Raw genomic sequence first — 25,132 nt, forward strand, 5'->3', positions numbered from 1 at the left:
GGGGTCCGTTCCTCAGCGTGGCGGCCCCGCGGCGCGCCCGCTCGCCACGGCCGTGAGCGTATCGACCACCTCGCGCGGTGCGGCGTCCTTCCGTCGCACCGCGCGCAGGCATCGGTGCAGGTCGACGCCCGCGGTGGGGATCTCGACGAGGCGGCCGTCGCGCAGTTCCGCGGCCACCGCGAGCTCGCTGAGGACCGCGGCCGGTCCGCCGGCGGCGACCATGATCTTGACGGCAGCGTTCGTGCCGAGGGCGATGGACCGCGCATCCGGCTCGAGGCCCACCTGCCGCAGCGCGGCCTCGAGGGCATCGCGGGTACCGGCCCCCGGTTCCCGCGTCACCAGCGGCAGCTCGGCGAGTTCCGCCGCGGTCACGGGCCGGTCGGCGCCGCGTCGGGCGAGGGCGTCACCGGGCGCCGCGACCAGCACCATCCGGTCGGTCCGGACGACGCGCGAGGCGAGGTCGTCGGGCACCGTCGGGCCTTCGATGAAGCCCAGGTCCGCGATGTGACCGCGGACCTCGGCGATCACGGTCGCGGTGTTGCCGACCGTGAGGTGCACGGCCTCGTCGGTGTACTCGCGCAGCCGGGCGAGCCACGCCGGCATGAGGTATTCGGCGATGGTCTGACTGCACGCGATGCGCACGGTGTGGTCGAAGCGGAGCGCTTCGGCTCCGGTCTGCAGCGCGTCCATCGCGGCGGTCACGGACCGCGCCCACTCGGTGATCGCGGCGCCCTCGGCAGTGAGCTCGGCCCCCTGGGTGCGCCGGTCCAGTAGGTCGAGCCGGAGCTGTCGTTCGAGGTGACGCAGGCGCGAGCTGGCGCTGGGCTGGGAGATCGAGCACGCGCGCGCCGCCGCTGAGATCGATCCCAGGTCAGCCACGGCCACGAGAAGGCGGAGCGAATCCACCGATGGCGTCTCCATAGAATGAGTCTATAGACATATCGACACCCTGTGGGTTCCGTGCCCACCGGGGCCGGGACAGAGTAGTCGTCATGCACCCGACGACCACCGGAAACCGCGCCGCCCGTCCGGCCCGGGCCGGTCTCCTGGCCGATCTCCGCAGCCCGTGGGAGGTCGTCTCCAACCTCACGCCGAACTGGTTCGCCTCGGTCATGGGCACCGGCATCATTGCGAACGCGGCCGTCGGCCTCCCCGTGCAGGTCCCGGGCCTGCGCCCGGCCGCCGCCGCGGTGTGGGTGCTCGCCGCGGCGCTGCTCGCCGTGCTCACGGCCGGCACCGTCGCACACTGGATCCGGTACCCCGCTTTCGCCCGGCGCCATCACCGCGACCCCGTGACCGGGAACTTCTACGGAGCGATGGCGATGGCCTACCTCACCGTCGGTATCGGCGCGGTGCTGGTGGGCCGCGACTGGATAGGCGCGACCGCCGCCCTCGCCCTGGGCACCACCCTGTGGGTGATCGGCTCGGTGCTGGGCCTGTTCTTCGCCCTGCTGATCCCCGTACTCATGGTCCGTGGTGGGCATTACCGCGAGGACGCCGCCTTCGCGGGTTGGCTGATGCCGGTCGTCTCCCCCATGGTGACCGCGGCGGGCGGCGCGGTCCTGCTGCCCTACGCCGCCGAGGGTGTCGTGCGCACGTCGCTGCTGTGGTTCAGCTACGGCTGCTTCGCCTTCACGCTCCTGGCCTCCCTGATCGTGCTGCCCGCGGTGCTGCTGCGCCTCCTGCGCGGGCCGCGGTGGGCGCCCACGATGGTCCCGACGGCCTGGATCGCGCTGGGCCCGCTCGGCCAGTCGATGACCGCGGCGAACGGCCTCGGCGCCGGCGCCCACCTCGCGGTCGGCGGCGACCTCTCCGCCGGGCTGCAGCGCTTCGGCACCGACTACGGCTGGACCGTCACGGTGGCGGTGCTGATGTGGACCGCGGTGGCGCTGACCCTCACCCTCCGCACCGCCCTGGGCACCGCGGACGGCCTGCCGTACGCACTGACCTGGTGGTCCTTCACCTTCCCCGTCGGCACCTGCGCCACCGGATTCAGCGCGATGTGGGCCGCCACCGGCGCCACCGGATACGCAGTGCTCGCCATCGTCTACTTCCTCGGGCTGGTGACCGGCTGGATCGTGACCGCCCGTGGGACCGTGCACCGCGCCCTCGCGAGCGGGGCCCTGTTGCGGCATCCCGCGTTGGCGAGTTGAACCCCTGCAAGCCAAAAGCCTTGCGCTTGACCTAAGCAAGCCCTTACGCTTGCGCTATGATCGTCCTCACCGCCGACCAGCGGGACAGCCGCTCGGACTCCGACCGGGTCGAGGCGGCGCGCACACTCCTGGCGCCCCTCCGGTGGCTGCGCCCTCCCGACCGCACGGCCGGCGACGAGCTGCAGGCGGTCACCGACGACGCCGCCGTCGCCGTGGATGCCGCACTCGCGCTCCTCTCCGACGGACATTGGAGCATCGGCCTCGGCGTCGGCCCCGTCGAACTGCCCCTCCCCGCCGAGACCAGGGCGGGCCGGGGGCGCGCCTTCGAGGCGGCGCGGGAGGCGGTCGAAGCCGCGAAGGGCGCGGCGGTTCCCGTGCAGGTCCGAGGGCCCGACGGTGCCGCGGCCGGCCGCGCCGAGGCGATCCTGTCGGTGCTCGGGCTTATCGTGGGCCGCAGATCACGGGAGGGACGGGAGGTGACGGCCTTGCTGAACACGGGCATGTCGATCACGGCGGCCGCCGCGGAACTCGGCGTCTCGCGGCAGGCCGCGTCGCAGCGCGCGGCCGCGGCCGGCTGGTCGGTCGAGCCGGCAGGACGCACGCTCGCGGTGGAACTCCTCGCTGCGGCGGCGCCGAACACGGGGGCCGGCGCGTGATCGGCGTCGTCGTCGCGCTGCTGCTCGCGGCAGCGATCGCCGGTGTGATCGTCGCCCGGCGGGGCACCGACGGGCCCGGCGGCATCGCGGCGGCGGCCGTCCCCGCGCTGCTCGTCGGGGCGGCCGCGGTGGTCGCGCTCGCGGCACCGGCGGCCACCGGTTTCGGGCTCGCGGCCGTCCGCGTCGCGGCCGTCGTCGCCGCGATGGCGGGAGGCAGCGCCCTGGTGACCGCCGCATTCACCCTCGCCGGCGCATCCGGGCAGGACGCGCCGGATCCGGCACCGTCCGCGGGCGAGGGCGACGGCGAGGAGTCCGACGGCGATCCGGTCCCCGAGTCGCCACTCCGCGGCGGCCTCGCGATCGGGGTGCTCGAACGCGCCGCGATCGCGGTGTGCGTGCTCGCGAACTTCGCCGCGGGCCTCGCCGTGATCGTGGCCGCCAAGGGACTGGCGCGCTACCCGGAGCTGCGTAATCCCGGCGCCGCGGAGCAATTCATCATCGGCACGTTCGTATCGGTGCTGTGGGCCGTCGCGTGCGCCGGTGTCGCGGTGGCCTTGGGCCGGTGACCGGCGTCGTGGCCCGGCCGCGGTGTCATCCCTCGTGCTGCGGAGGCGGCGCGTAACCCGGCTGCTTGACCTCGTAGGGCGAGGGTTTCTGCCAGCGCGTGTGCCCCTGCCCCAACTGACCCGGGGACTGGGTGCGCGGGAGCTCGCCGATGGTGTCCGACGAGAGCTCGCGCGTCGTCTCCGAGGTGAGTGCCTCGGGATCGGGCGCCACAGCCGCCGTGGGACCGGCGGCGACCGGTGCGTCGGGGACCTCGTCCTTCGTCACGACGACGGGCGCGACCGGATCGGGCGTGTCGAACCAGCCGGCGGTGTCGATGTCCGGCGCGCTCGCCGGCGCGTCCTCCGACGGCTCGAACCGGAAGACACCGTCGGTCCCGGGCGTGCCGAGGTTGCGCATGAAGCCCTGGAGCGCGGCGTTGAAGTCGCTGGGCACCACCCACACCTTGTTCGCGTCGCCCTGCGCCATCTCCGGCAGTGTCTGCAGGTACTGGTAGGCGAGCATCTCGGGGGTCGGGCGTCCCGACTTGATCGCGGAGAACGTGGTCTCGATCGCCTTCGCCTCGCCCTGCGCCTCCAGGTACGCGGCGGCCCGCCGGCCCTCGGCGCGCAAGATCTCGGCCTGGCGGTCGGCCTCGGCGGAGAGGATCGCCGCCTGACGCTCGCCCTCGGCGAGCAGGATCCGGCTGGCCTTGTCACCCTCGGCCGACTTGATCGCCGCCTCCCGGTGTCCCTCGGCGGAGAGGATGGTGGCGCGCTTCTCGCGGTCGGCCTTCATCTGCTTCTCCATCGACTCCTGAATCGACGGGGGCGGGAAGATCGACTTGAGCTCGACGCGGGCGACGCGCAGGCCCCAGCGGGAAGTGGCCTCGTCGAGCACGCCGCGGAGCTGGCCGTTGATCTTCTCGCGCGAGGTCAGCGTCTCCTCGAGCGTCATGCCGCCGACCACGTTGCGCAGCGTGGTGGTGGTGATCTGCTCGACGCCCACCACGTAGTTGCTGATCTCGTAGACCGCGGCCTCGGGTCGGGTGACCTGGAAGTAGACGACCGTGTCGATGTTCACCGTCAGGTTGTCCTGCGTGATCACCGGCTGGGGCGGGAAGGAGACCACCTGCTCGCGCAGGTCCACCCTGGCGCGCACCTTGTCGATGAACGGGATCAGCAGCGCCAGCTGCCCCGACACCGTCTTCGTGTACCGGCCGAGCCGCTCGATCACCGCCGCCTGAGCCTGCGGGACGAGCACCAGCGCCTTCATCAGCACGACCACCGCCGCGAGGATCAGTACGACGAGTACGACCAGTCCGATTCCTATGCCGTCCATGCCTCTTCCTCTCCGTTGCCCGTTCAGTCAGCTGTCGACCACGACGGCGACCGCGCCGTCGATCTCCACGATGGTCACTTCCACGCCCACGGCGATCGGCACGCCGTCGTACGGCGTCCGCGCGGACCATTCCTCCCCGCCGATGAGTACGCGCCCCGTTTCGCCCGAGACGGATTGCAGCACAGTTGCTTTCGTGCCGGGGAGCGATTCCAGATACGACGGTGCCTCGCCCCGCTTGCTCTCGACGAAGCGCCGCAGCGGCGGACGCACCAGGACGAGCATCAGCATCGAGGAGACGGCGAAGACGACGCCCTGTGCCCACAGCGGCAGATCGAAGACGCCCGTCGCGCCGGCGGTGATGAGCGCGCCTCCGCCGAGCATGAGCAGGATGAACTCGCCGGCCGCCGTTTCCGCCACGGCCAGCAAGATCGCGCCGATGAACCAGAGCGCCGCTGCCATACCTCGATCCTGCCAGAAAGCGGACAGGAGGGCGCTCTCTGCGCCATCGACGCTCTCTGTCGGTGCGCGCGGCTAGCCTGAGGTCATGACACACACGCAGGGGCGGAGTCGCTACGTGGACACGCGGGACGGCAGGAGCCTGCACGCGGCGGTGTTGGACGGGCCGGACGGCGCTCCTGTCGTGGTTTTCGAGGCTGGCGCCGGTGCGACCCGATCCTCTTGGGGCGCGGTACAGCCCGCGGTCGCCGCCTTCGCGCCCGCGGTCGCGTACGACCGCTCCGGGCTCGGCCGCAGCGGGCCCGACGCCGAAGACAGGACGTTCGGTCGGATGGCCGATGATCTGAACGACCTCCTCGACGGACTCGCCAACGGAAGCAGCACCCGGTTCGTCCTGGTCGGGCACAGCCTGGGCGGGTTGATCGTACGTCTGGCAGCGTCGCAGCGACCGGAGCGGATCGCGGCGCTACTCCTGGTTGATCCGTCGGAGGAGGCGGCGGTGGATGTGTTCCGCGGCAACCTCGAACGGCGCGCAGCCATCTCAACGGCGCTCATGCGGGTTCTTGCGCGCACCGGGATCGTCCGGGTACTGGGCGGGCTCCTATTCCGCAGCGCTCCCGCGGATGTGCGGGCCGACCTCGCGCGCGAAGGCGCCACCCCGCGCGCCGTCGAGACGATGGCGCAGGAACTGAAGACCTACTATCCCGAACTCCGGTCGTGGCGGGCGTCCTCTCCCGAACTGGGAGACCTTCCCGTCACAGTGATCTCGGGGGCGAAGAGCGGGGGCCTCGGGAAGGCGGTCCGCGCACGCGTCAACGAGGCACACGCCAGCCGCGCCGCGGCCTCGCCGTCCGGCCGGCACGTCGTCGCCGCGAACTCGGGACACCAGGTCCCGCTGACCGACCCGGCGTTGATCGTCGACGAGGTCCACCGACTCGTGGTCGGCCCGGCGGGCGGGCGGGGCTGAGTCAGAGCGGGTACGGCGGTGCACCCACACCGACGAGGCGGTAGGTGCCCCACACCGTCTTGTCGGTGACCATCGCGGGTGATCCTTCTCCCCCGCCGACGGACACCGTCACACTGCCGCGCGGCAGCTTCTTGAGCGCTGCGCCGATGTCCCCGTCGTCCACGGTGCCGTACCAGTGGTAGTTGCCGTCGAGCGGCTCGAGGTGCCCGGCGAGCCGGACGACCGCGACCGCCTCGTAGTCGCCGGAGCGGAACACCGCCTCGCCGGCGTAGACGCCCTCGTCGCGCACGTGATCGTTGGACAGGTCGATCGCGTCCCGGTCGGGCCTCGACGGTGTGCGGCGGCCCCGCTGGATCCACCGCGAGGTGACCGGGGGCCGCGACAGCAGGCGCGTCGCCGCCTCGGCGTACATCCACCGCAGCCAGGCTTGCAGCGTCTCCAGTTGGAGCTTCGAGCCATCCAGGAGCACCAGGTTCGGCACCCCGTCGACCAGCATGCCCAGGTAGGCGCCGTCAGCATCCGCAGGTCCGACGGCGCCGGGCGGAGCGACGCGCGGATCCAGCACGGGCACCTCGACCGTGGCCGCGGTGCCGGCGAGCACCACGAGGTCGTAGTCCGTCGCGCCCGCGGCTGTGGTAAGGGTCCACGCGTCGCGATCGGGCCGGAACCGCAGGCCCGACACGTCCGACGGTGCCACGACGGCCCCGTCGACCCCGGGGACGCGCGATCCGATGACGACGACGCGCGGCTGCTCCTCCGCACTCACGCGAGGAACCCCGCCTTTTTCCAGGACCACCGCGCGAACGAGCCCATGAGGCCGACGGAGTCGAGGAAGCGGCCGAGATCGCGGAAACCGTCCTGCTTGGACTTGATGTGGTGCGGGTTGGTGATCGCGGCGCGGTAGGCGGCCTTCGGATCCAGGCCGGCGCGGGCGTACATGCGCGGGTTGGCGAACAGCATCCGGAAGCCGAACGCCGCACCGGCATGCATGTTCCCGACGATCAGGGTCTGCATCCGGCTCCGGTCGGCGACGCCGCGGCGAGCGCCGTCCCGGGCGTAGCCGATGTGCCGCGCCTCCTCGGTCACGTGGATCTGCATGAGGCGCGCGACGATCGGCTGCAGGTCCGGGTCGTCCTTGATCTGCCGCTGCTGCGCGTCGAAGATCTCCTCACCGACCAGGGCGGCGATCCACACGGCTTGGCCGCGGATCACCGGGGCGAGAACGTACTTCACGACGCCCAACTGCCAGCCGCGCAGCCGGAACGGTCGCTCGCCGATACGGTCGATGACCTTCCCGAACATCACCATGTGGCGGCACTCGTCGCCCATCTCGGTGAGCGAGTAGAAGGCGTCACGCGAGGTGGGGTCCTTGTCCAGCAGGTCGCGCAGGAGCAGGCGGTTGAGCAGGTTCTCGAACCAGATGCCCATCGAGAGCAGGTTGACCATCTCCAGGCGCGAGAGCGCGATCTGCTCCTCGCGGGTCATGCCGTTCCAGATGTCCGTGCCGTAGAGGGTGCACATGTGCGGCGGCAGGAAGTATTTGTCGGGGTCGATCGGAGCGTCCCAGTCGATATCGACGACGGGCGCGTACGAGCGCTTGACGGAACCACCGAGGAGCCGGTCGGCGACACTGTCGCGTGAGCGATCGATGTCGGAGCCTCGGGTGCGTTCGGGCAGAGTCGTATCGGTCATGTGGCGAACGTAACACCACGGACGGACACTTCGCAATGAACTGTCTATTCGAACAGTTCAGGGGCGTGTCACTGAGCGATCGTCGCGCGTACCGGGAGGACGAAGGCCTGCGCGTACCGCCGGCCCGCCTCGACGTTCGCCGAGCTCGGCCCCCGGTGATCGGCGTCGTCCGTGATGCCCTCGACGGCCGGGAGCGGGGTCAGCAGGAGCGAGTGCAGCTGGCGCACGAAGTAGTCGGCGAATGCGTGCACGTCGGCGCCGTCGCGGTACTCGCCGCGCCGGATCTCCCCCAGGAAGAAGCGCCGCCCCTGCTGAATCTGGGGCGAGTCGCCGGTGATGTAGGGCAGCAGCAACGCGGGATTGGAGGCGAGAACGTGCTGCAGCGCGCGATGTTCCCGCAGGTACGCGTAGGCGTAGCCGAAGCCGGACGCCAGTCGCTCGTCGTTGTCGGCGATCTGGTCGGCGAAGTCGTGGATCCGCCGGTAGAACTTGTCCAGTTCACTGGCCACCAGCGCCTCCACCAGCGCATCCTTGCCGGTGAAGTGCTGGTAGAGCGTGGCTCGCGCCAGGCGCGCGCGCTTGGCCAGCGCGCCCATCGAGATCCGGGTCAGCCCGGCCTCGTCGACCCAGTCGAGCGCCGCGCGCAGGATCTGCTGCCGGGTGTCGGGTTTCGTCGGGGTCGGTGCCACCTGCGGATTCTACAACCGCGCCCCCGCGGCCGGGTCAGGAAGCGGGTTCGGTGACGAAATCCACGAGCCGCTCGACGGCGCCGATGAGCGAGGCGTCGAGGTCACGGAAGGACGTGACGGCGCCCTGGACGCGGCGCCAGCCGTCCTGCGGGGTGCCCCAGCCGAGCCGGGCGCAGGTGCCCGTCTTCCAGTCCTCGCCGCGCGGCACGTCGGGCCAGGCCTCGATGCCCACTGAGGCGGGCTTCACCGCAGCCCAGATGTCGATGAACGGGTGGCCGGTCACCATCACGTACTCGCCCAGCGACTGCGTCATCCGGGACTCCTTGGAGCCCTCGACGAGGTGGTCGGCGAGCACGCCCACCTTGCGGCCGGGTCCGGGCCGGAACTCGGCGAGCCGGGCGCCGAGGTGATCGAGCCCCTCGAGCTGTTCGACGACGACGCCCTCGACCCGCAGGTCGTGGCCCCAGACGCGCTCGACGAGCGCGGCGTCGTGGATGCCCTCCACCCAGATGCGGCTGGGCAGAGCGACGCGCGCCTTCACGCCCTCCACCCGGGTCGAGCCGGAAGCGCTGCGGGTGGGGCCCGACGGTGCCTTCGCCCGCGGCTTGACCAGGGTGACGGGCTTCCCGTCGATGAGGAAGGCGGCCTTGCGCATCGCGAAGACGCGGACGGCGCCCCGGCCGTCCTCGAGCTTGACGAAGTCCCCGTCGTAGCTCTTGTCGAAGCCGACGACGGCCCCGCAGAAGCCGGTGGCCGCGTCCTCGACGACGAGGTCGCGGTCCGCGGGCACCTCGGGCGCGACGCGCGCCTTCCGGCTCGCGTGCCCGGAATAGATGTCTCCATAGCTGTTCGCCACGGCGGGTGATTCTACGGCGCGGGACCCGCGAACCGCGTGAGGCGCAGCGTGTGCCCGACGACGGTGCCCCCGCGGTCGGCGCGTCTACGATGGACGATCATGAGCTCCCCCGTCACCACCCTCGCCCGCCGCGCCACCGCCGGGCCCGCTCAGGGCTTCGCGGTGTGGTCCGCGGCGTGGCTGGCGGGCTCGGCGGGCACGGACGAGCTGCTCGCGGCGCTCGGCGAGTGGGCACCGGTGCAGTCCGTCGTCGACGGCGACCTCCCCGACCTGCTGGCGGAGATCCGCGCCCTGGAGCCGCACGCCGTCCGGCTGCTGCTGCCCGCACCAGGGGACGCCCGGGGGCTGCCCGCGGGCACCGATCTCGAGCAGGCGGCGATGGCGCGCGGCGAGGTGGTGCTGTTCGACGGCGCCGCGGCGACGATCGCCCTCGTGCCGACGCCCGAGGCCGCCGACGTGATGCGGTGGCAGGCCTTCCTGCACGAGCCGGCCCTGGTCGATCCGGATCCGGTCTCCCTCGGCGCCGCCGAGCACGCGCTCCGGCACGCGGTCCGCGAGGCACCGTCGGCGCTCGCCAGCCTGCCGCCCGCGCCCGACGACGCATCGGACCCGCGGGGCGTAGTGATGGAACTTACCCGCTACCTGGGCGCGCACCGCCTGCCGCGCGGCGCCACCGAGCGCGCGCATCGCGTGCTCGACAGCGCCAGCATGGTGGAGGCGATCCTGCTGGTCGCGGGCGCGGAGAACCCGTACGCCGGCCTGACTCTCGCCTCTGCGCAGGGCGGCGACGCCGCCTACCGCGACCTGTGGCGCACCGTCCGCGCCGCGCGGGTGGCCGCGGTCAACGCGGTCTGCCGCGACGAACTCCGGAGCTGATCCCGGTCCCGACGGCGCGGTGACGCCTACGCGCGGGCAGGCCGCCGCACCGCGGGGCAGCAGCCCTCGACGCAGGACGCGCCGTCCACGCTGACGCCCAGCCCGGTCGATCGGCCCGCATCGGCATCGTCCACCAGGTCCGCGACCATCGCGGCGAACCGCGGATCGTGGATCGGGGTGGCGGCGCGGGCGAAGGGCAAGCCCAGCTCGGCCGCGAGATCCTTCGCCTCGGTGTCGAGGTCCCAGATCACCTCGAGATGGTCCGAGATGAAGCCGATGGGCACGACCGCCACGCCGGGTACCCGCTGGTCCCACAGCGCCTGGATGTGGTCGCAGATGTCGGGTTCGAGCCACGGGACCTGCGGCGGGCCGGAGCGGGACTGCCAGACGACGTCGTGGGCGACGCCCAGCCGGGCCGCGACGTTCGCGCCCGCGTCACGCACCTGCCGCGAGTACAGATTGGACACGCCGGGCGGCCCGGCGTTGACGTCCGCGGCCTCGGGAATCGAGTGCGCCGTGAACACCAGCCGCGACCCCGGTGGCACCGTCGACAGGGCGGCCTGGGCGGCATCGGCGAAGCACTCCAGGAACAGCTCCTGATCGTGGAACTGCGGGAGCTTCGTCAGCCGCGGCGCGCCGGCCCCGACGGCGGCGAGAGCGCGGGCGATGTCCTCGTCGTACTGCCGGCAGCCGGAGAATCCGCCCCACGCCGAGGTGGTGAAGACGAGCGCATCGCGCACGCCGTCGTCCCTCATCTGGGCGACGGTATCCTCGACCATCGGGTGCCAGTTGCGGTTGCCGAAGTACACGGGGAGCTCCCGGCCCCGGCGTCCGAACTCCTCGGAGACCGCCGCGATGAGGGCGCGGTTCTGCTCATTGATCGGCGAAACGCCGCCGAACCGCTGGTAGTGCTGTTCGACGGCGTCGAGCCGCTCAGGCGGTACCCCACGCCCACGCACGACGTTCTCGAGGAACGGTCGCACGTGGTCCGGGTGCTCGGGCCCACCGAAGGACAACACGAGCAGCGCATCGTGGGTCACGATTGTGCGTTGATCATTTCCTCGGGGAACCAGGTGTTGTGGCTGGCGCCGCCGTCGACGTAGACGATGGAGCCGGTGGTGCCGGGCAGCCAGTCGGAGAGCAGCGCGCAGATGCTCTTGCCCACGACCTCCGGATCGTCGACGTTCCAGCCGATGGGCGAGGCGCCGTCCCAGTACTGGTTGAGCATGTTGAGCTTCTTGGCGTCGTCGGTCGCGGTGCCCGAGATCGCCTTCGCGGCCAGGGTCTTGATCGGGCCGGCGGCCACCAGGTTGGAGCGGATCTTCTTGGCGTAGCCGACCTCGCGGGCGACGTAGCGGTTCACCGACTCGAGGGCGGCCTTCTGCACGCCCATCCAGTTGTAGTCGGGCATCGCGGTGCGGGGGTCGAAGTCCATACCCACGATGGAGCCGCCCTCGTTCATGACGGGCAGGACGGCGCGGGCCAGCGAGGCGTAGCTCCAGGCGGAGATCTCGAAGGACTTCGCGACGTCGGGGCCGGGGCCCTCGAGGAAGGGCAGCGCGTCCGGGCCCATGAGGGTGCGGGGCGCGAAGGCGATGGAGTGCAGCACGCCGTCGATGCCCTCGGGCGCGAGCTCGCGGACCTTGTCGGCCAGGCCGCCGAGGTACTCCTCGTCGGTGATGTCGAGCGGGATCGCCGGCGGCACCTCCTGCGGGAGGCGCTTGGCGATCCGGTCGATCAGGCGGAGCCGCTCCGGAATGCCGGTGATGATCACCTTGGCGCCCTGCTCCTGAGCCACCTTGGCGGCCGAGAAGGCGATCGAGGCATCGGTGATGATGCCGGTGATGAGGATGGTCTTGCCTTCGAGCAGTCCGGTCACGGACGTGCCTCCTTCAAGTTTCTTCGATGCTGCAGGGCTGGTGCGACGGTGCGCCGTCGGGGAACGGGTACGGGCCTAGTGGCCCATGCCCAGGCCACCGTCGACGTTGATGACGTTGCCGGAGACGTACGAGGAGTCGTCCGAGGCGAGGAAGGAGACCACGGCCGCGACCTCCTCGGGCTGGCCCATCCGCTTCGCGGGGATGGCCTGCTTCACGGCGCCCTCGACGTACTCGGCGGGCAGGTCGCGCGTCATGTCGGTGTCGATGAGGCCGGGGGCGATGACGTTGGCGGTGACGTTGCGGGCGCCGAGCTCGCGGGTGACGGAGCGGGCGAGGCCGATGACGCCGGCCTTCGAGGAGGCGTAGTTGGCCTGGCCGGGCGTGCCCATCAGGCCGACGACGGAGCCGAGGTAGATGAAGCGGCCCCAGCGGTTCTTGAGCATGTTGCGCGTGGCGGCCTTGGTGACCCGGAAGGCGCCGGTGAGGTTCGCGTTGACGACCTTCCCGAAGCTCTCGACGCTCATGCGCATGAGCAGCGTGTCCTCGGTGATGCCGGCGTTGGCGACGACCACCTCGACGGGGCCCTGGTGCTCGGCCACCGTTGCGAACGCGGCGTCCACCGACTCGGTGTCGGTCACGTCGCACTGCACGCCGAAGAGACCCTCGGGCGCGCCGGAGCCGCGGTGCGTCACCGCGACCTTGTGGCCGTCGGCGGCGAGGCGCTGCGCGATCGCGAGGCCGATACCGCGGTTGCCGCCCGTGACGAGGACGGACCGGGGCGTGAATTCAGAAGTCGACATGGATGACAACGTATCAATCGCGCTCGCGACCCGGGAAATCTCCGGGCACGCGAGTCGTCGCCGGATCCGGTTCGGTCATGGCAGACGCCGGTTGAAGATCACTGCGCCCGCCGCCCCGAGCACCAGCAGCCCGGTGCCCCAGAGCACCCAGATCCGCGAGTTGTCACCCTTCTGCATCTCCCACCCGATCTCGTCGCGCAAGGTGCCGTAGGCGTCGTTGAGATCGCTCAGCGACGAGGCGGAGAAGAACTGCCCACCCGAGAGGTCCGCGATCTGCTTGAGGGAGGCGTCGTCGACGGGAACGGGGATGCTCTGTCCCTCGATGTCGACGGTGCCGTTGGGCGTACCGAAGGAGATGGTCGAGATGGGGATGCCCTCCTCCTTCGCCTTGCGGGCGGCGGTGAACCCGCCGCGTGGGTCGTCGAGGTCGACGGGCACCGTCTGCTTGCCGTCGGACTCGAGGATGATCCGCGCGGGCGGCGCGGCGTCCTTGCCGCCCAGCACGTCACGGATGTTCTTGATCGACTGGATCGCCGCGTAGATGCCCTCACCGGTGGCGGTGCGCTGCGCCAGCTCGAGGTGCTCGATCGCGTTGGTCGCGAGCGTGCGGTCGGGCGTGGGCGAGACCAGCAGCTGCGCGGTGCCGGCGTAGGAGACGATGCCGAGGTTCATGCCCTGCGGGAGCTCGCCGACGAACTTCTTCGCGGCCTCCTTGGCGGCGGCGAGCCGGTTGGGGCTGACGTCGGTGGCCTGCATCGACAGCGAGACGTCGACGACCAGCACGACGGTGGCCTTGCTCCGCGGCACCTTCCGCATCGCCTGCGGCCCGGACAGCGCGACCATGAGCAGGATCATGCCGATACTCAGCAGCGCGATCGGCACGTGCCGCCACCGGTTGGCCCCGGGCGGCGCCACAGAGTCGAGCACGGACATGTTCGCGAACTTCAGCGCCCGTTTGCTGCGCCGCCGCTCGTTGTAGACGTACCCCGCCAGGATGGCGAGCACGACGAGAATGCCCAGCAGCCAGACCGGGGTGGCGAGCGAGGTCAGTCCGCCCATGTCAGGAAGCACCAGCCAATCCACGTCGGCGCGCGGCGACGAACCGCACGATGTCGGCGAGCCAGTCGCGGTCCGTGCGCAGTTCGAGCACCGGCGCACCCACTCCGCGCAGCGTGCGGGCTACCTGTTTGCGGTGCTCCTGCGCCGCCGCGGCGAACCGCTGCTGCAGCTCGGGGGTCACGGTGAGCTCGCGCACGGCGCCGGATTCGGCGTCGCGGAGCGCGATCTCGCCGACGTCCGGGAGCTCGACGTCGCGCGGGTCCAGGACCTCGACCGCGAGGACCTCGTGCCGCGCGGCGATGCCGCGGAGCTCGCGGACGTAGTCCACCTCGCCGAGGAAGTCACTGATCACCACGACGAGCCCGCGCGGCTGTTCGGGCCGGCGCAGGGCGTCGAGCGCGATGCGCAGGTCGCCCCGGGTGCCCTCGACGGCGCGGGGCGCGGCGGCAACGGCCTTGAGCACCTGTTGCTTGTGCGCCCGCCCCGCCTTGGGCTGCACGCGCACGAGCTGGGCGCCGTTCGTGACGATGCAGCCGACGCGGTTCGCGGCGCCGCTCACCAGGTGCACGACGGCCGCCGTCGCGGCGACGGCGAGGTCCCGTTTCGTGCCGCCCGTCGAACCGAAGTCCATCGACGCGGACAGGTCGACGACGATCCAGGTCTGCAGCTCGCGGTCGGCGATCATCTGCCGGACGTGGGGATGCGTCGTGCGCGCGGTGACCGACCAGTCCATCAGGCGCACGTCGTCGCCGGGTGTGTACGGGCGGGACTCCCCCGGCTCCGAGCCGGGGCCGGGGAGCAGTCCCTGGTGATCGCCCTTCAGGACGCCGTCCAGCCGCCGACGGACCAGCAGCTCGAGCATCTTCAGCGACGCCTGCATGCGGGTCTCGTCGACCTCGCCGCCGGCGAAGCTCGGGAGCGGGCTGCGCCGGGTTCCGGGGCCGGGAGGCGGGCCGGAGGGGGTGGCCGGCATGGTCAGCCCTGCGGCCGCTGCGCGGGCGCGAACTGCTGCGGCGCGGGCGCCGCCTGTTGCTGCGGGCCGGGGGCCGCCTGCTGCGGGACGGGCTGCCCGACGACCTGCGGCAGCGCGACGGTCTGCAGCACGCGGCCTATCGCCTGGTCGGCGGTGATCTCGTCCGCGAGCGCGTCATAGCTCATGACGAGGCGATGGCGCAGCACGTCGGGGATGATCTCGACGACGTCCTGGGGCACCACGTAGTCGCGGCCGCGCAGCAGCGCGAGGGCGCGCGCCGCGGCGACGATGCCGAGGGTGGCGCGGGGCGAGGCGCCGTAGGTGATCCACGAGGCCACGTCGTCGAGGCCGTACTCGCGCGGAGTGCGGGTCGCGGCGATCACGCGGACCACGTAGTCGACGAGCGCGTGGTGCACGAAGACCTCGCTCGCGGCGCGCTGCAGGCGCTGCACCGACGCGGGGTCGAGGACCTGCGAGGGCACGGGCGGCACGGAGCCCATGCGGTAGACGATCTCCCGCTCCTCCTCGACGGAGGGGTAGCCGACGACGACCTTGAACAGGAACCGGTCGCGTTGTGCCTCGGGCAGCGGGTACACGCCCTCGTTCTCGATGGGGTTCTGCGTCGCGAGCACGAGGAAGGGGTCGGGCATCGGGTAGGTCTGGCCGCCGATGGAGACCTTCCGCTCCGCCATGACCTCGAGGAGGGCGGACTGCACCTTGGCGGGCGCGCGGTTGATCTCGTCGGCGAGCAGGAAGTTCGCGGATACCGGGCCGATCTCCGTGTCGAACTGCTCCTTGCCCTGCCGGTAGATGCGGGTACCGACGAGGTCGGAGGGCACCAGGTCGGGCGTGAACTGGATGCGGGAGAAGGAGCCGCCGACCACGGTGGCGAAGGTCTCGACCGCGAGCGTCTTGGCGACGCCGGGGACGCCCTCGAGGAGCACGTGTCCCTTGGCGAGCATGCCCACGAGGATCCGCTCGACGAGCTGATCCTGGCCCACGATCACGCGCTTGACCTCGTAGACCGCCCGCTCCAGCAGCTTGACCTCGTCGCTCGAGGCGACGTCCTGCCCCTGTGAGTGCGTCACGCAACTCCCCTTCGTCGTTCGTTCCCCCGGCCCCGCCGGGGCCCGTCCGATCCCGGACCGCGGCGGCCCGTTACCACGAGCGTACTGAATGGCTCGCGGTCAGCTGTTGATCACGCGGACGGCCTGCGAGAGGAACGTCGAGGCGTCGAACGGGGCGATGCGGACCGCTCCGCCGGACTGCGGCGACTCGATGATCTGGTTGTTCCCCAGGTACATCGCCACGTGCTGGGTGCCGCCCGGGCCGCGGAAGACCATGTCGCCGCGCTTGAGCTGGCTGATCGGCACCTTGTTGCCGGTCGTGTACTGGTACCCCGAGTACTTGGGCAGCGCGATGCCGACGGCCGCGTACATGTAGGCCATCAGGCCCGAGCAGTCGAAGCCGATGCGGTTGTAGTCGCCGTAGCTGTCGGCGACGCCGCCGTCGCGGACGCCCTTGGTCGCGCCGTTCCAGGTGCCGCCGCCCCACGCGTACTGCACGCCGATGACCGACATACCGCGCTGGACGACCGTGTCGATCATCTGCGCGCCGCTCGAGCCGGCGGTGGCGGCCGGCGCCTGTGCGGCGGGCGCGGCCGGGGCGGCGGGGGCCGCCTGCCCCGTCACGGCGCCGAACGGGTTCGAGAACAGGGACGACGCCTGGCCGACGATGCTCTGCGCGAAGTTCCGGGCCGCCGCCAGCGGGTCCGCCGGGTTGATGGTGCCGGCCTGGGCAGCCTGGCCGGCCGGGGCAGCCGGAGCCGCGGGAGCGGCCGCTGCCCCCGCCGCGGGTGCTGCCGGGGCTGCAGGGGCCGCCGGCTGCGCCGCGGGTGCCGCCGGGGCGGCGATCTGCTGGGTCTGCTGCTCGTCGACGACGTACTGCGCGTAGATCTTCTGCTGCGCGGCGCGGTCGTCGGCCCGCTTGGCCTGGTCGAGCGCCCGCTGTGCCAGCTCGCGCTGCGCGGTAAGCGCGGTCTGGGCCTGCTCCTGCGTGTTCAGTGCCAACACCGTCTGCGTGATGGAGTCCTCGGCCGAGGTCTTGCGCTCCGCCGCGGCGGCGGTGGCAGCGTCGGCCTGGACCTTGGCGGCGCGCGCCGCGGTGCGGGAGGCCTCGGCGCGCGTCTTGGCGGCCTGGAGGTCTCCGAGGGCGGCCTTCTGCTTGTCGGCGACGATGCGCAGCGTCGTCGCCCGGTCCACGGCCTCGCCGGGATCGTTCCCGCCGAGGGTGTTCACCAGGGCGCCGGCACTGTTGCCCTGCGCGTACGCGGCGCGGACCACCTGATCGAAGGTGGCCTGGGCCGTCTTGATCTTCGCGTCCGAATCCTTGACCGCGGTCTCGGACACGGCGATCGCGCCGGTGGCGGCGTTCGCCGCGTCGCGGGCGGACTGCAGATCCACGACGGCGCGGTTGACGGACTGCCGCTTCGTCGCGACGTCGCCGCGGAGGTCCGCGATGCGCTGGTCCGCCTGCGCGATGCGGTCGACGAGCGCGGCGACGACGTTGGCGGGGTTCGCGTCGGGTCCGTTGGGCTCGGCGAAGACCGAGCCCGCGCCGGCGACGGTGCCGACGACCAGCGACCCGGTGGCGACTGCCGCGAGCAACGACCGCGCAGCGAGGTTCCTGGCGGGGTGTGCCGTACGCCTCAAGGTGTCTCCCTCATCTCAAGACTGGTTCATACCCGATGAGTACGCGTGGGCAACACGCACAACATTGGCTTCAGATGTACCGTACGGCACTTTTGCAACGTTAGAAAACACGATTCACAAATTACACTCGTGTGAGTAGCCGAACTGACGCTCTGACCAGCGCGAATCAGGCTAGATCGAATTCTGTTCGAATCGGACAGCTGCAACTAATAACACAGCTGGAATTTCGAATGAATGTGCGTTATCCGTTCCGCGGAACAGTGGAGCCGCCATTCTCTTCGGACCCGGACTCAGCGGCCCGACCGGTGGCGCGATCCGCACCGACTGCGGCGGGGGCGGGACCGCCCGCGGCGGCCCGCCGTGCGGCGTCCACGGCGCGGCTGCGGCGGCGCGTCACCACGCGCGCACATCCCGCGAGAGCGGCGACGATGAGAATCAGCCCGACGGTGAAGCCCGTCCACGGAAAGGTCGCGCCGTTCGCGATCGTGGCGAAGTCCTCGGCGGCCTTCGGCGGGTTGTTGAGCGTGAGCCGGCCCGTGTGGCCGTCCTGCCCCTTCTCGATCTGGTAGCGAGAGAGCTGCGTGGAGTAGCCCGCCACCTGATTGGGCGACATCACGAGGACGGTCAACGGATGCTCGGCATCGGCGTCCATCCGCCGACCGAGTTCGCTGCCGAGGTCCCGGAGCGACGTATCCGGGATGTAGTCGTGCGCGAGGACGACGACCTGGAAGTTCTCGATCCCCTGCGCCCGGGCGTCCTTGACGACCTGCACCAATTGCGGCACCGCAGCGACGTGCGCGGGGTTGAGCACGGCGACGCCGTCGGCGGCGAGATCCGCCTGGAGCGCGGACAGATCCACGTCGGTCGGCACTTCGGTGAGAATCGGCAGCGGGCCCATGCGCCTCACAGTACGACACGCCCGCGGCCACGCCCGGAACGAGGCACAATGAGCAGCGTTGGGAGAGTTCAGCCCCAGGAACCCTCACAGGACAAGCGTACTGTAATATTGACTCCAGGCACCGACACAGCCCGTCGGTGCACACCACAACGTTGAGTGGAGCTGACGTGAGCAAGAGCATCGATTCCTTCTCGTCGCGCGGCACGCTCGAGGTAGGCGATCAGTCGTACGAGATCTTCCGCCTCAGCGCCGTGCCCGGCACCGAGAAGCTGCCCTACGCCTTGAAGGTCCTCGCAGAGAACCTGCTGCGGACCGAGGACGGCGCGAACACCACCACCGATCACATCAACGCCCTGGCGAACTGGGACCCCTCGGCTGAGCCGAGCGTCGAGATCCAGTTCACCCCGGCGCGCGTGATCATGCAGGACTTCACCGGCGTGCCCTGCATCGTCGACCTCGCCACCATGCGCGAGGCCGTCACCGCCCTGGGCGGCGACCCGAACAAGGTCAATCCGCTCTCCCCCGCCGACATGGTCATCGACCACTCGGTGATCCTCGACTTCTTCGGCACGGCCGACGCACTCGAGCGGAACGTCGACCTCGAGTACCAGCGCAACGGCGAGCGCTACCAGTTCCTGCGCTGGGGCCAGGGCGCGTTCGACGACTTCAAGGTCGTCCCCCCGGGCATGGGCATCGTCCACCAGGTCAACATCGAGTACCTCGCGCCGGTCGTCATGACCCGCCACGGCCAGGCCTACCCCGACACCTGCGTCGGCACCGACTCGCACACCACGATGCAGAACGGCCTGGGCGTCCTGGGCTGGGGCGTCGGCGGCATCGAGGCCGAGGCGGCCATGCTCGGCCAGCCGGTCTCCATGCTCATCCCGCGCGTCGTCGGCTTCAAGCTCACCGGTGAGATCAAGCCGGGCGTCACCGCCACCGACGTGGTGCTCACCGTCACCGACATGCTGCGTCAGCACGGCGTCGTCGGCAAGTTCGTCGAGTTCTACGGCAAGGGCGTCGCCGAGGTGCCGCTCGCCAACCGCGCGACCCTGGGCAACATGAGCCCGGAGTTCGGCTCCACCGCGGCGATCTTCCCCATCGACGCCGAGACCATCAACTACCTGCGCCTGACCGGCCGCACCGACGAGCAGCTCGCGCTCGTCGAGGCGTACGCCAAGGAGCAGGGCATGTGGCACGACCCCGATCGTGAGCCCGCGTACTCCGAGTACCTCGAGCTCGACCTCGGCACCGTCGTGCCGTCGATCGCCGGCCCGAAGCGCCCGCAGGACCGCATCGCGCTCTCGGACTCGAAGGCCGCGTTCCGCAAGGACATCCACAACTACGTCGAGGACCAGCACCCGGCCACGCACACGCAGCTCGACGAGGCCGTCGAGGAGTCCTTCCCCGCGTCGGATCCCGCCGCTCTGTCCTTCGCCGACGACGGTGCGGTCAACGTGCAGTCCGCCGCCAACGGCGCCGAGGGCCGCCCGAGCAAGCCGGTGCGCGTCCAGGGCGAGGGCGGCGAGTTCATCCTCGACCACGGCGCCGTCGTGGTCGCGGGCATCACCTCCTGCACCAACACCTCGAACCCGTCGGTCATGCTCGGCGCCGCGCTGCTCGCCCGCAATGCAGTCGAGAAGGGCCTGACCACCAAGCCGTGGGTCAAGACCAACATGGCCCCCGGTTCGCAGGTCGTCACCGACTACTACGAGAAGGCCGGCCTGTGGCCGTACCTCGAGAAGCTCGGCTACTACCTGGGCGGCTACGGCTGCACCACCTGCATCGGTAACACCGGTCCGCTGCCCGAGGAGATCAGCAAGGCCGTCAACGACGAGGACCTGACCGTGGTCGCGGTGCTCTCGGGCAACCGCAACTTCGAGGGTCGCATCTCGCCCGACGTGAAGATGAACTACCTGGCCTCCCCGCCGCTGGTCATCGCCTACGGCCTCGCCGGCACGATGGACTTCGACTTCGAGACCGACTCGCTGGGCAAGGACCACGACGGCAACGACGTCTTCCTCAAGGACATCTGGCCGTCCGCGCAGGAGATCGACGACACGATCAAGAACGCCATCAGCCAGGACATGTTCCGCAAGTCCTACTCGACCATCTTCGCGGGTGATCACCGCTGGCAGAACCTGGACACCCCCGAGGGCGACACCTTCCAGTGGGACGAGAAGTCGACGTACGTCCGCAAGGCGCCGTACTTCGACGGCATGACTATGGAGCCGGAGCCCGTCTCCGACATCTCGGGCGCCCGCGTCCTGGCGCTGCTGGGCGATTCGGTCACCACCGACCACATCAGCCCGGCGGGCCCGATCAAGCCCGGCACGCCCGCCGCGCAGTACCTCGACTCCCACGGCGTGGCCCGCAAGGACTACAACTCGCTGGGTTCGCGGCGCGGTAACCACGAGGTGATGATCCGCGGCACGTTCGCGAACATCCGCCTGCAGAACCGGGTGCTCGACACCATCGGCCTCGAGGGCACGCAGGGCGGCTACACCCGCGACTTCACGCAGGAGGGCGGCCCGCAGTCGTTCATCTACGACGCATCGCAGAACTACCAGGCCGCGGGTGTCCCGCTCGTCGTGCTGGGCGGCAAGGAGTACGGCTCCGGCTCGTCGCGCGACTGGGCGGCCAAGGGCACCAGCCTCCTGGGCGTCAAGGCCGTGATCGTCGAGTCCTTCGAGCGCATCCACCGGTCGAACCTGATCGGCATGGGCGTGGTCCCGCTCCAGTTCCCGGAGGGCGAGTCCTGGAAGTCGCTGGGGCTCGACGGCACCGAGACCTTCGACATCGCGGGCATCACGGAGCTGAACAAGGGCGTGACCCCGAAGACGGTGCACGTGACCGCCACCAAGACGGACGGCACGAAGGTGGAGTTCGACGCGGTCGTCCGCATCGACACCCCCGGCGAGGCCGACTACTACCGCAACGGCGGCATCCTGCAGTACGTGCTGCGGAACATGGTCAAGAGCTGATCGCAGAGTTCGACCAGTGACGGCGGGTCCGGCCCCAGCGGCCGGGCCCGCCGTTCCCGTTATCAGGAGCATCCACATGCCCAAGGTGAGCGACGATCACCTCGCCGCCCGGCGCCGTCAGATCCTCGACGGGGCGCGGACGTGCTTCGCCGAGTACGGCTACGACGGTGCCACGGTCCGGCGGCTCGAAGCCGCGACCGACCTCTCCCGCGGGGCGATCTTCCACCACTTCCGCGACAAGGACGCGCTGTTCCTGGCGCTGGCCCGCGAGGACGCGGAACGGATGGCGGATATCGCCGCCGAGGAGGGCCTCGTGCAGGTCATGCGCGACATGCTCAGCCACCCCGAGCGCTTCGACTGGCTGGGCACCCGGCTGGAGATCGCCCGCCGGCTCAAGAACGACGGGGACTTCCGCGCCGAGTGGACCGAGCGCAGCGCAGAACTCACCGACGCCACGCTCCGCCGCCTGGAACGGCAGAAGCAGCGCGGCCGGCTGCGCGACGACCTGCCCACCGACGTCATCCTCGGCTACCTCGATCTCGTGCTCGACGGCCTGGTCACGCACCTCGCCTCGGGCCGCCCGACAGCGGGCCTCGAGGCCGTCCTCGATCTGGTCGAGGCGAGCGTGCGCCGGCCGGCGGACTGAGCTACCTGCCCGCGGGCGGCGTCGCGTAGAGGAAGACCGCGCCGCCCGGGTCCTTCGCCGAGCCCATGGTGGCCCACGGCGTCACCTCGGCCGCGCGGAGGATCTCGCCGCCCGCGGCCACGATCCGCTGCTCGGCGGCGGCCGTGTCCTCCACGGTGAGGTAGATCTGCCAGAACGAGGGCATGCCGTCCCCGAAGATGCCGGCGTCGAAGAGGGGAGCCGCGTCCATGATGCCGGCGACCGCCTCCTGCTGCCCCTCCGGACCGGCGAACACCTGGCTGTAGCGGTCGGGGCCGAACGACCCCTCCGCGCCGCCGCTTCCGACCTCCACCGTGCTCCAGCCGAAGACGTCGCGGTAGAAGGCCTTCGTCGCGTCGTAGCTGCGACTCATGCAGTCGAACCAGTACGGCGTGCCGGGCACGGCTCGCTCGACGAAACCCTTGTGCTGCGCCGGCTCCCAGAGTCCGATCGCGGCGCCCACCGGATCGATAATGTACACGAAACGCCCGTGCTCCCCCACGGGGACGACCGGGACCACGAGGGAGGCGCCCGCGTCCGTGGCGGCGCGCAGCGACGCCTTCGCGTCCGCGACCCGCAGGTAGGTCGACCAGACGTCGCCGGGGCCGCCGCCACCGTCGGGCGGCGACATCACGCCCGCGACGAGGTTTCCGTCCTGCCGGAAGTTCCGGTAGCCGCCGAACTCCTCGTTGGGCGGATCGGCCTTCCAGCCGAAGACGGCGCCGTAGAAGTCCACCGCCCGCTCGACGTCCGAGGTCATGAGATCGATCCACACGGGGCCGCCGAGCGGCGCGTTGTACGCGGTCATGCCGATAACCGTGGCACACCGCGTCGACAAGTTCCAGCGTTCGCCCCGCATCTGATTGCGATCGCAGATTCGGCCGCGAAGCCGATCACCGTGACCGGGCGACGAACCCGCCCGCGGCACCGTCGGGCTCAGATCTTGGCGACGCCCCGCGCGTCCCGGTAGACGCCCGCAACGCCGCTGGCGGACATCGGCCCGGATTGGATCTTGGCGTCGGAGGCGACCACGGCCTGCAGGGTGATCCCCGCGACGAGGAAGTCGGCGACCGAACGGCGGGTGTGGTCGGCGGAGGTGACGAGCACCGCGCCGTTGCCGAAGCCGTTCTGCCGCATGAGGGCCGCCGTGTTGATGGCGTTGCCCTGGGTCGAGCCCGCCCTCTCCTCGGTGTAGATGCGCGTGCCGGAGACGCCCTGCGCGAGCAGCCACTCCTTCATCGCCGCGGCCTCGGTCTTGCCTGCCTTCGGCGCGCCGCCGGTCACGACGATCGGAAACGCCGGGTACGCCTGCGCGACGGCGAGCCCCTTGGTCAGCCGTTCGACGAGGATCGGGCGCAGCGCGCCGTTGTCCTCCAGGCCGTAGCCGAGGATCACGATCGCGGTGCCCGGAGCGACGCCGCCGGGCACCTGATCGGTGAGCGGGAAGGTGAGCGCCTTGTTGACGTTGGTCATCAGCGCCACGACCTTCTGCGCCTGGTCGATCGGCATCTGATTGATGGCGGCCTGCGCGCCCGCGGTGTCGCCCGCGGCCTGGCGGTCGATCGCCTGGTCGGTCAGGGACGCCGTCGAGGTCGACGGTGCCGCCCCCGCCGTCCCGGTCGCCAGCGTGGCGGCGACGGCAACAGCGGCCGTGAGCGAAGCGATCGAGCGGAAGAAACCAGAGACACGCATGCTGCCCTCCGTGACAAATGAGTCTATCGGTGGGAAACTACACCACTGAGTCGTGTGTTGCACACGTGAATGATGATTCGTGCTCGGTGCCACGTCCGGGCACGCCGGGAGCGCGGTCGGTGCTTGCCTACGAGGATGCGGGGAGGGCGATCCCCAGCTCGCGGAACACCGCCCGCGCCCGATCCGGGTAGTCGGTGATCAGACCGTCCGCGCCGTCCCGCAGCAGCGCCCGCATCGTCGCGGGGTCGTTGACCGTCCACGGGATCACCTGCAGTCCGAGATCGTGCGCGCGCCGGATCAGCTCCGGTGTGGTGAACCGCACGAAGTCCGGTTCGCCGATGCCGCCGTCCTGCGGGTCGCCCTGCACCGGCGAGACGGCCGTCAGCCCCGGAATCGTCTCCTTCGCGGCCCGCACCCAATCCCCGCCGTAGGAATCGACGTCGAGCCCGAGCCACGGCGAGGCGCCCGGCTTGCCGGTCTGCAGGAACTGCTCGCCGTTGGTGAGTGCGACCAGCCCACGCCGGGCAGCAGCGGCCCGATCTCCCGCAGCGCCGTCCAGTCGAAGCTCTGGATCGTGACCTGCCGGGCGAGGCCGGAGCGCGTGATCTCCCCCGCCACCGTCCGCACGAACTCGCCGCGCGGCGCCGTCTCCGCCGGTGCACCGGCCTCCACCTTGGTCTCGATGTTCATCCGCACCGGCGAGCGACGCTCGCGCACGAGGTCGAAGAGTTCCCGCAGCTCCGGGATGCGGGCGCCGGCCACCACCCGCTGCGACGGGGCCGCCTTCTCGTACCCGCAGTTCATGGTGCGGATCTGGGCATAGGTCAGGTCGCGCACGTACTTACCGACGTACGGGTACTGCGGGTCGCCCGGCGTCGCGGGCGCGGTGTCCACGCACTTCTTCGCGTCCACCTTCCGGTCGTGCGTGATCACGACCTTCCGGTCCTTCGTCACCTGCGTGTCCAGCTCCAGCGTCGTGACGCCGAGCCGCATCGCCTCGGAGAAGCCCTCCAGTGTGGACTCCGTCTGCAGGCCGAGCCCGCCCCGGTGCGCCTGCAGGTCGACGGTGCGCGGCGCCGCCCCGACGGGAGCCGCCCCGAGCAGCAGCGCGAGGGTCACGGACGCGATCGACAGGCGGCGCAGGTTCATACCGCCGCACGCTAGGCCGCCACGGTGAACCCGACCTGTCCGCGAGGTGACGGGCGCCCCGATACACTGGACCGTCGCTGACGAACGGGAGGT

Annotated in this window: 26 protein-coding genes; 7 read left to right on the plus strand and 19 right to left on the minus strand. The window is 70.9% G+C overall.

Annotated elements, in window-relative coordinates; translation table 11 throughout:
* Positions 1-12 precede the first annotated feature (12 nt).
* On the minus strand, positions 13-921 hold the full coding sequence (locus FK529_RS07300) for a LysR family transcriptional regulator (protein WP_146560323.1): 909 nt from the start codon (positions 919-921) through the stop codon (positions 13-15).
* Positions 922-992: 71 nt separating this feature from the next.
* Here FK529_RS07300 and FK529_RS07305 point away from each other — a divergent pair, with 71 nt between their 5' ends.
* From FK529_RS07305 to FK529_RS07315, 3 genes are read left to right on the plus strand one after another with little or no spacing between them, the layout of a single operon-like run.
* On the plus strand, positions 993-2,153 hold the full coding sequence (locus FK529_RS07305; RefSeq protein WP_146560324.1) for a TDT family transporter: 1,161 nt from the start codon (positions 993-995) through the stop codon (positions 2,151-2,153).
* A gap of 56 nt (positions 2,154-2,209) precedes the next feature.
* Complete coding sequence (locus FK529_RS07310; protein WP_146560325.1) at positions 2,210-2,809, plus strand: hypothetical protein; 600 nt, start codon at positions 2,210-2,212, stop codon at positions 2,807-2,809.
* Complete coding sequence (locus tag FK529_RS07315; protein WP_146560326.1) at positions 2,806-3,375, plus strand: hypothetical protein; 570 nt, start codon at positions 2,806-2,808, stop codon at positions 3,373-3,375. Before FK529_RS07310 ends, FK529_RS07315 begins: the two co-directional genes overlap by 4 nt.
* Before the next feature lie 25 nt (positions 3,376-3,400).
* Here FK529_RS07315 and FK529_RS07320 read toward each other — a convergent pair whose 3' ends face one another.
* Positions 3,401-4,693, minus strand: coding sequence for an SPFH domain-containing protein (locus tag FK529_RS07320; protein ID WP_146560327.1), 1,293 nt, complete (start codon positions 4,691-4,693; stop codon positions 3,401-3,403).
* A 27-nt stretch (positions 4,694-4,720) separates the two neighbouring features.
* Positions 4,721-5,152, minus strand: a complete 432-nt coding sequence (locus FK529_RS07325; RefSeq protein ID WP_146560328.1) for an NfeD family protein — start codon at positions 5,150-5,152, stop codon at positions 4,721-4,723.
* An 85-nt stretch (positions 5,153-5,237) separates the two neighbouring features.
* Between FK529_RS07325 and FK529_RS07330 the strand changes: the two genes are divergently transcribed.
* Positions 5,238-6,116: an alpha/beta fold hydrolase gene (locus FK529_RS07330; protein ID WP_146560329.1), complete on the plus strand. Its 879-nt coding sequence runs from the start codon at positions 5,238-5,240 to the stop codon at positions 6,114-6,116.
* 1 nt (position 6,117) lies between these two features.
* Here FK529_RS07330 and FK529_RS07335 read toward each other — a convergent pair whose 3' ends face one another.
* The 4 genes from FK529_RS07335 to FK529_RS07350 form a co-directional block, all read right to left on the minus strand.
* Positions 6,118-6,882 (minus strand): DUF4873 domain-containing protein, encoded by a 765-nt coding sequence (locus tag FK529_RS07335; RefSeq protein WP_146560330.1) that lies wholly within the window; start codon positions 6,880-6,882, stop codon positions 6,118-6,120.
* Positions 6,879-7,808: an AurF N-oxygenase family protein gene (locus FK529_RS07340; protein ID WP_146560331.1), complete on the minus strand. Its 930-nt coding sequence runs from the start codon at positions 7,806-7,808 to the stop codon at positions 6,879-6,881. The genes FK529_RS07335 and FK529_RS07340 overlap by 4 nt, the downstream gene beginning before the upstream one ends.
* Positions 7,809-7,876: 68 nt before the next feature.
* Positions 7,877-8,497 carry a TetR/AcrR family transcriptional regulator gene (locus FK529_RS07345; RefSeq protein ID WP_146560332.1) on the minus strand — a complete coding sequence of 207 codons (621 nt, stop codon included), beginning with the start codon at positions 8,495-8,497 and terminating at the stop codon, positions 7,877-7,879.
* A gap of 34 nt (positions 8,498-8,531) precedes the next feature.
* Complete coding sequence (locus FK529_RS07350) at positions 8,532-9,353, minus strand: DUF3097 domain-containing protein (RefSeq protein ID WP_146560333.1); 822 nt, start codon at positions 9,351-9,353, stop codon at positions 8,532-8,534.
* A gap of 99 nt (positions 9,354-9,452) precedes the next feature.
* On the opposite strand from FK529_RS07350, the gene FK529_RS07355 reads away from it, so the two are divergent.
* A complete protein-coding gene (locus FK529_RS07355) occupies positions 9,453-10,229 on the plus strand; it encodes an Rv1486c family protein (RefSeq protein ID WP_146560334.1) in 777 nt (258 codons plus the stop codon).
* A gap of 26 nt (positions 10,230-10,255) precedes the next feature.
* Here the strand turns inward: FK529_RS07355 and FK529_RS07360 are convergent, their stop codons facing one another.
* From FK529_RS07360 to FK529_RS07395, 8 genes are all read right to left on the minus strand, one after another.
* Complete coding sequence (locus FK529_RS07360) at positions 10,256-11,269, minus strand: ferrochelatase (RefSeq protein WP_146560335.1); 1,014 nt, start codon at positions 11,267-11,269, stop codon at positions 10,256-10,258.
* Positions 11,266-12,108 (minus strand): NADH-dependent enoyl-ACP reductase InhA, encoded by an 843-nt coding sequence (inhA, locus tag FK529_RS07365; protein ID WP_146560336.1) that lies wholly within the window; start codon positions 12,106-12,108, stop codon positions 11,266-11,268. Before inhA ends, FK529_RS07360 begins: the two co-directional genes overlap by 4 nt.
* A gap of 75 nt (positions 12,109-12,183) precedes the next feature.
* A complete protein-coding gene (gene fabG1, locus FK529_RS07370; protein ID WP_146560337.1) occupies positions 12,184-12,909 on the minus strand; it encodes a 3-oxoacyl-ACP reductase FabG1 in 726 nt (241 codons plus the stop codon).
* A 75-nt stretch (positions 12,910-12,984) separates the two neighbouring features.
* Positions 12,985-13,968: a VWA domain-containing protein gene (locus tag FK529_RS07375; RefSeq protein WP_146560649.1), complete on the minus strand. Its 984-nt coding sequence runs from the start codon at positions 13,966-13,968 to the stop codon at positions 12,985-12,987.
* Position 13,969: 1 nt separating this feature from the next.
* Positions 13,970-14,941, minus strand: coding sequence for a DUF58 domain-containing protein (locus FK529_RS07380; protein WP_146560338.1), 972 nt, complete (start codon positions 14,939-14,941; stop codon positions 13,970-13,972).
* A gap of 2 nt (positions 14,942-14,943) precedes the next feature.
* A complete protein-coding gene (locus FK529_RS07385; RefSeq protein ID WP_438947185.1) occupies positions 14,944-16,119 on the minus strand; it encodes an AAA family ATPase in 1,176 nt (391 codons plus the stop codon).
* 9 nt (positions 16,120-16,128) lie between these two features.
* Entirely contained in the window at positions 16,129-17,652 is a 1,524-nt protein-coding gene (locus FK529_RS07390) for a C40 family peptidase (protein ID WP_146560340.1), read from the minus strand.
* 241 nt (positions 17,653-17,893) lie between these two features.
* On the minus strand, positions 17,894-18,550 hold the full coding sequence (locus FK529_RS07395) for an Rv1476 family membrane protein (protein WP_146560341.1): 657 nt from the start codon (positions 18,548-18,550) through the stop codon (positions 17,894-17,896).
* Positions 18,551-18,717: 167 nt separating this feature from the next.
* Here FK529_RS07395 and acnA point away from each other — a divergent pair, with 167 nt between their 5' ends.
* Entirely contained in the window at positions 18,718-21,534 is a 2,817-nt protein-coding gene (gene acnA / locus FK529_RS07400) for an aconitate hydratase AcnA (RefSeq protein ID WP_146560342.1), read from the plus strand.
* Positions 21,535-21,610: 76 nt separating this feature from the next.
* On the plus strand, positions 21,611-22,180 hold the full coding sequence (locus FK529_RS07405; RefSeq protein ID WP_146560343.1) for a TetR/AcrR family transcriptional regulator: 570 nt from the start codon (positions 21,611-21,613) through the stop codon (positions 22,178-22,180).
* A gap of 1 nt (position 22,181) precedes the next feature.
* On the opposite strand, the gene FK529_RS07410 is transcribed toward FK529_RS07405, so the two are convergent.
* From FK529_RS07410 to FK529_RS07420, 4 genes are all read right to left on the minus strand, one after another.
* Positions 22,182-23,006, minus strand: coding sequence for a VOC family protein (locus FK529_RS07410; protein ID WP_146560344.1), 825 nt, complete (start codon positions 23,004-23,006; stop codon positions 22,182-22,184).
* A 128-nt stretch (positions 23,007-23,134) separates the two neighbouring features.
* Positions 23,135-23,890, minus strand: coding sequence for a YdcF family protein (locus FK529_RS07415; protein ID WP_146560345.1), 756 nt, complete (start codon positions 23,888-23,890; stop codon positions 23,135-23,137).
* A gap of 127 nt (positions 23,891-24,017) precedes the next feature.
* Positions 24,018-24,305 (minus strand): glycerophosphodiester phosphodiesterase, encoded by a 288-nt coding sequence (locus FK529_RS20525; protein WP_231702979.1) that lies wholly within the window; start codon positions 24,303-24,305, stop codon positions 24,018-24,020.
* The gene (locus FK529_RS07420; RefSeq protein ID WP_231702980.1) at positions 24,272-25,039 is read right to left on the minus strand and encodes a glycerophosphodiester phosphodiesterase family protein; all 768 of its coding nucleotides are present in this window, start codon (positions 25,037-25,039) and stop codon (positions 24,272-24,274) included. The genes FK529_RS20525 and FK529_RS07420 overlap by 34 nt, the downstream gene beginning before the upstream one ends.
* Positions 25,040-25,132: the final 93 nt, after the last annotated feature.

Source organism: Tsukamurella asaccharolytica (assembly GCF_007858435.1).
GTDB lineage: Bacteria > Actinomycetota > Actinomycetes > Mycobacteriales > Mycobacteriaceae > Tsukamurella > Tsukamurella asaccharolytica.

Bases quoted from the DNA above. Each gene is read 5' to 3' on its own strand.
- FK529_RS07300 (WP_146560323.1), bottom strand. From the start codon at position 921: ATGGAGACGCCATCGGTGGATTCGCTCCGCCTTCTCGTGGCCGTGGCT.
- FK529_RS07305 (WP_146560324.1), top strand. From the start codon at position 993: ATGCACCCGACGACCACCGGAAACCGCGCCGCCCGTCCGGCCCGGGCC.
- FK529_RS07310 (WP_146560325.1), top strand. From the start codon at position 2,210: ATGATCGTCCTCACCGCCGACCAGCGGGACAGCCGCTCGGACTCCGAC.
- FK529_RS07320 (WP_146560327.1), bottom strand. From the start codon at position 4,693: ATGGACGGCATAGGAATCGGACTGGTCGTACTCGTCGTACTGATCCTC.
- FK529_RS07325 (WP_146560328.1), bottom strand. From the start codon at position 5,152: ATGGCAGCGGCGCTCTGGTTCATCGGCGCGATCTTGCTGGCCGTGGCG.
- FK529_RS07330 (WP_146560329.1), top strand. From the start codon at position 5,238: ATGACACACACGCAGGGGCGGAGTCGCTACGTGGACACGCGGGACGGC.
- FK529_RS07340 (WP_146560331.1), bottom strand. From the start codon at position 7,808: ATGACCGATACGACTCTGCCCGAACGCACCCGAGGCTCCGACATCGAT.
- FK529_RS07355 (WP_146560334.1), top strand. From the start codon at position 9,453: ATGAGCTCCCCCGTCACCACCCTCGCCCGCCGCGCCACCGCCGGGCCC.
- fabG1 (WP_146560337.1), bottom strand. From the start codon at position 12,909: ATGTCGACTTCTGAATTCACGCCCCGGTCCGTCCTCGTCACGGGCGGC.
- FK529_RS07375 (WP_146560649.1), bottom strand. From the start codon at position 13,968: ATGGGCGGACTGACCTCGCTCGCCACCCCGGTCTGGCTGCTGGGCATT.
- FK529_RS07380 (WP_146560338.1), bottom strand. From the start codon at position 14,941: ATGCCGGCCACCCCCTCCGGCCCGCCTCCCGGCCCCGGAACCCGGCGC.
- FK529_RS07395 (WP_146560341.1), bottom strand. From the start codon at position 18,550: ATGGGCCCGCTGCCGATTCTCACCGAAGTGCCGACCGACGTGGATCTG.
- FK529_RS07405 (WP_146560343.1), top strand. From the start codon at position 21,611: ATGCCCAAGGTGAGCGACGATCACCTCGCCGCCCGGCGCCGTCAGATC.
- FK529_RS07410 (WP_146560344.1), bottom strand. From the start codon at position 23,006: ATGACCGCGTACAACGCGCCGCTCGGCGGCCCCGTGTGGATCGATCTC.
- FK529_RS07415 (WP_146560345.1), bottom strand. From the start codon at position 23,890: ATGCGTGTCTCTGGTTTCTTCCGCTCGATCGCTTCGCTCACGGCCGCT.
- FK529_RS07420 (WP_231702980.1), bottom strand. From the start codon at position 25,039: ATGAACCTGCGCCGCCTGTCGATCGCGTCCGTGACCCTCGCGCTGCTG.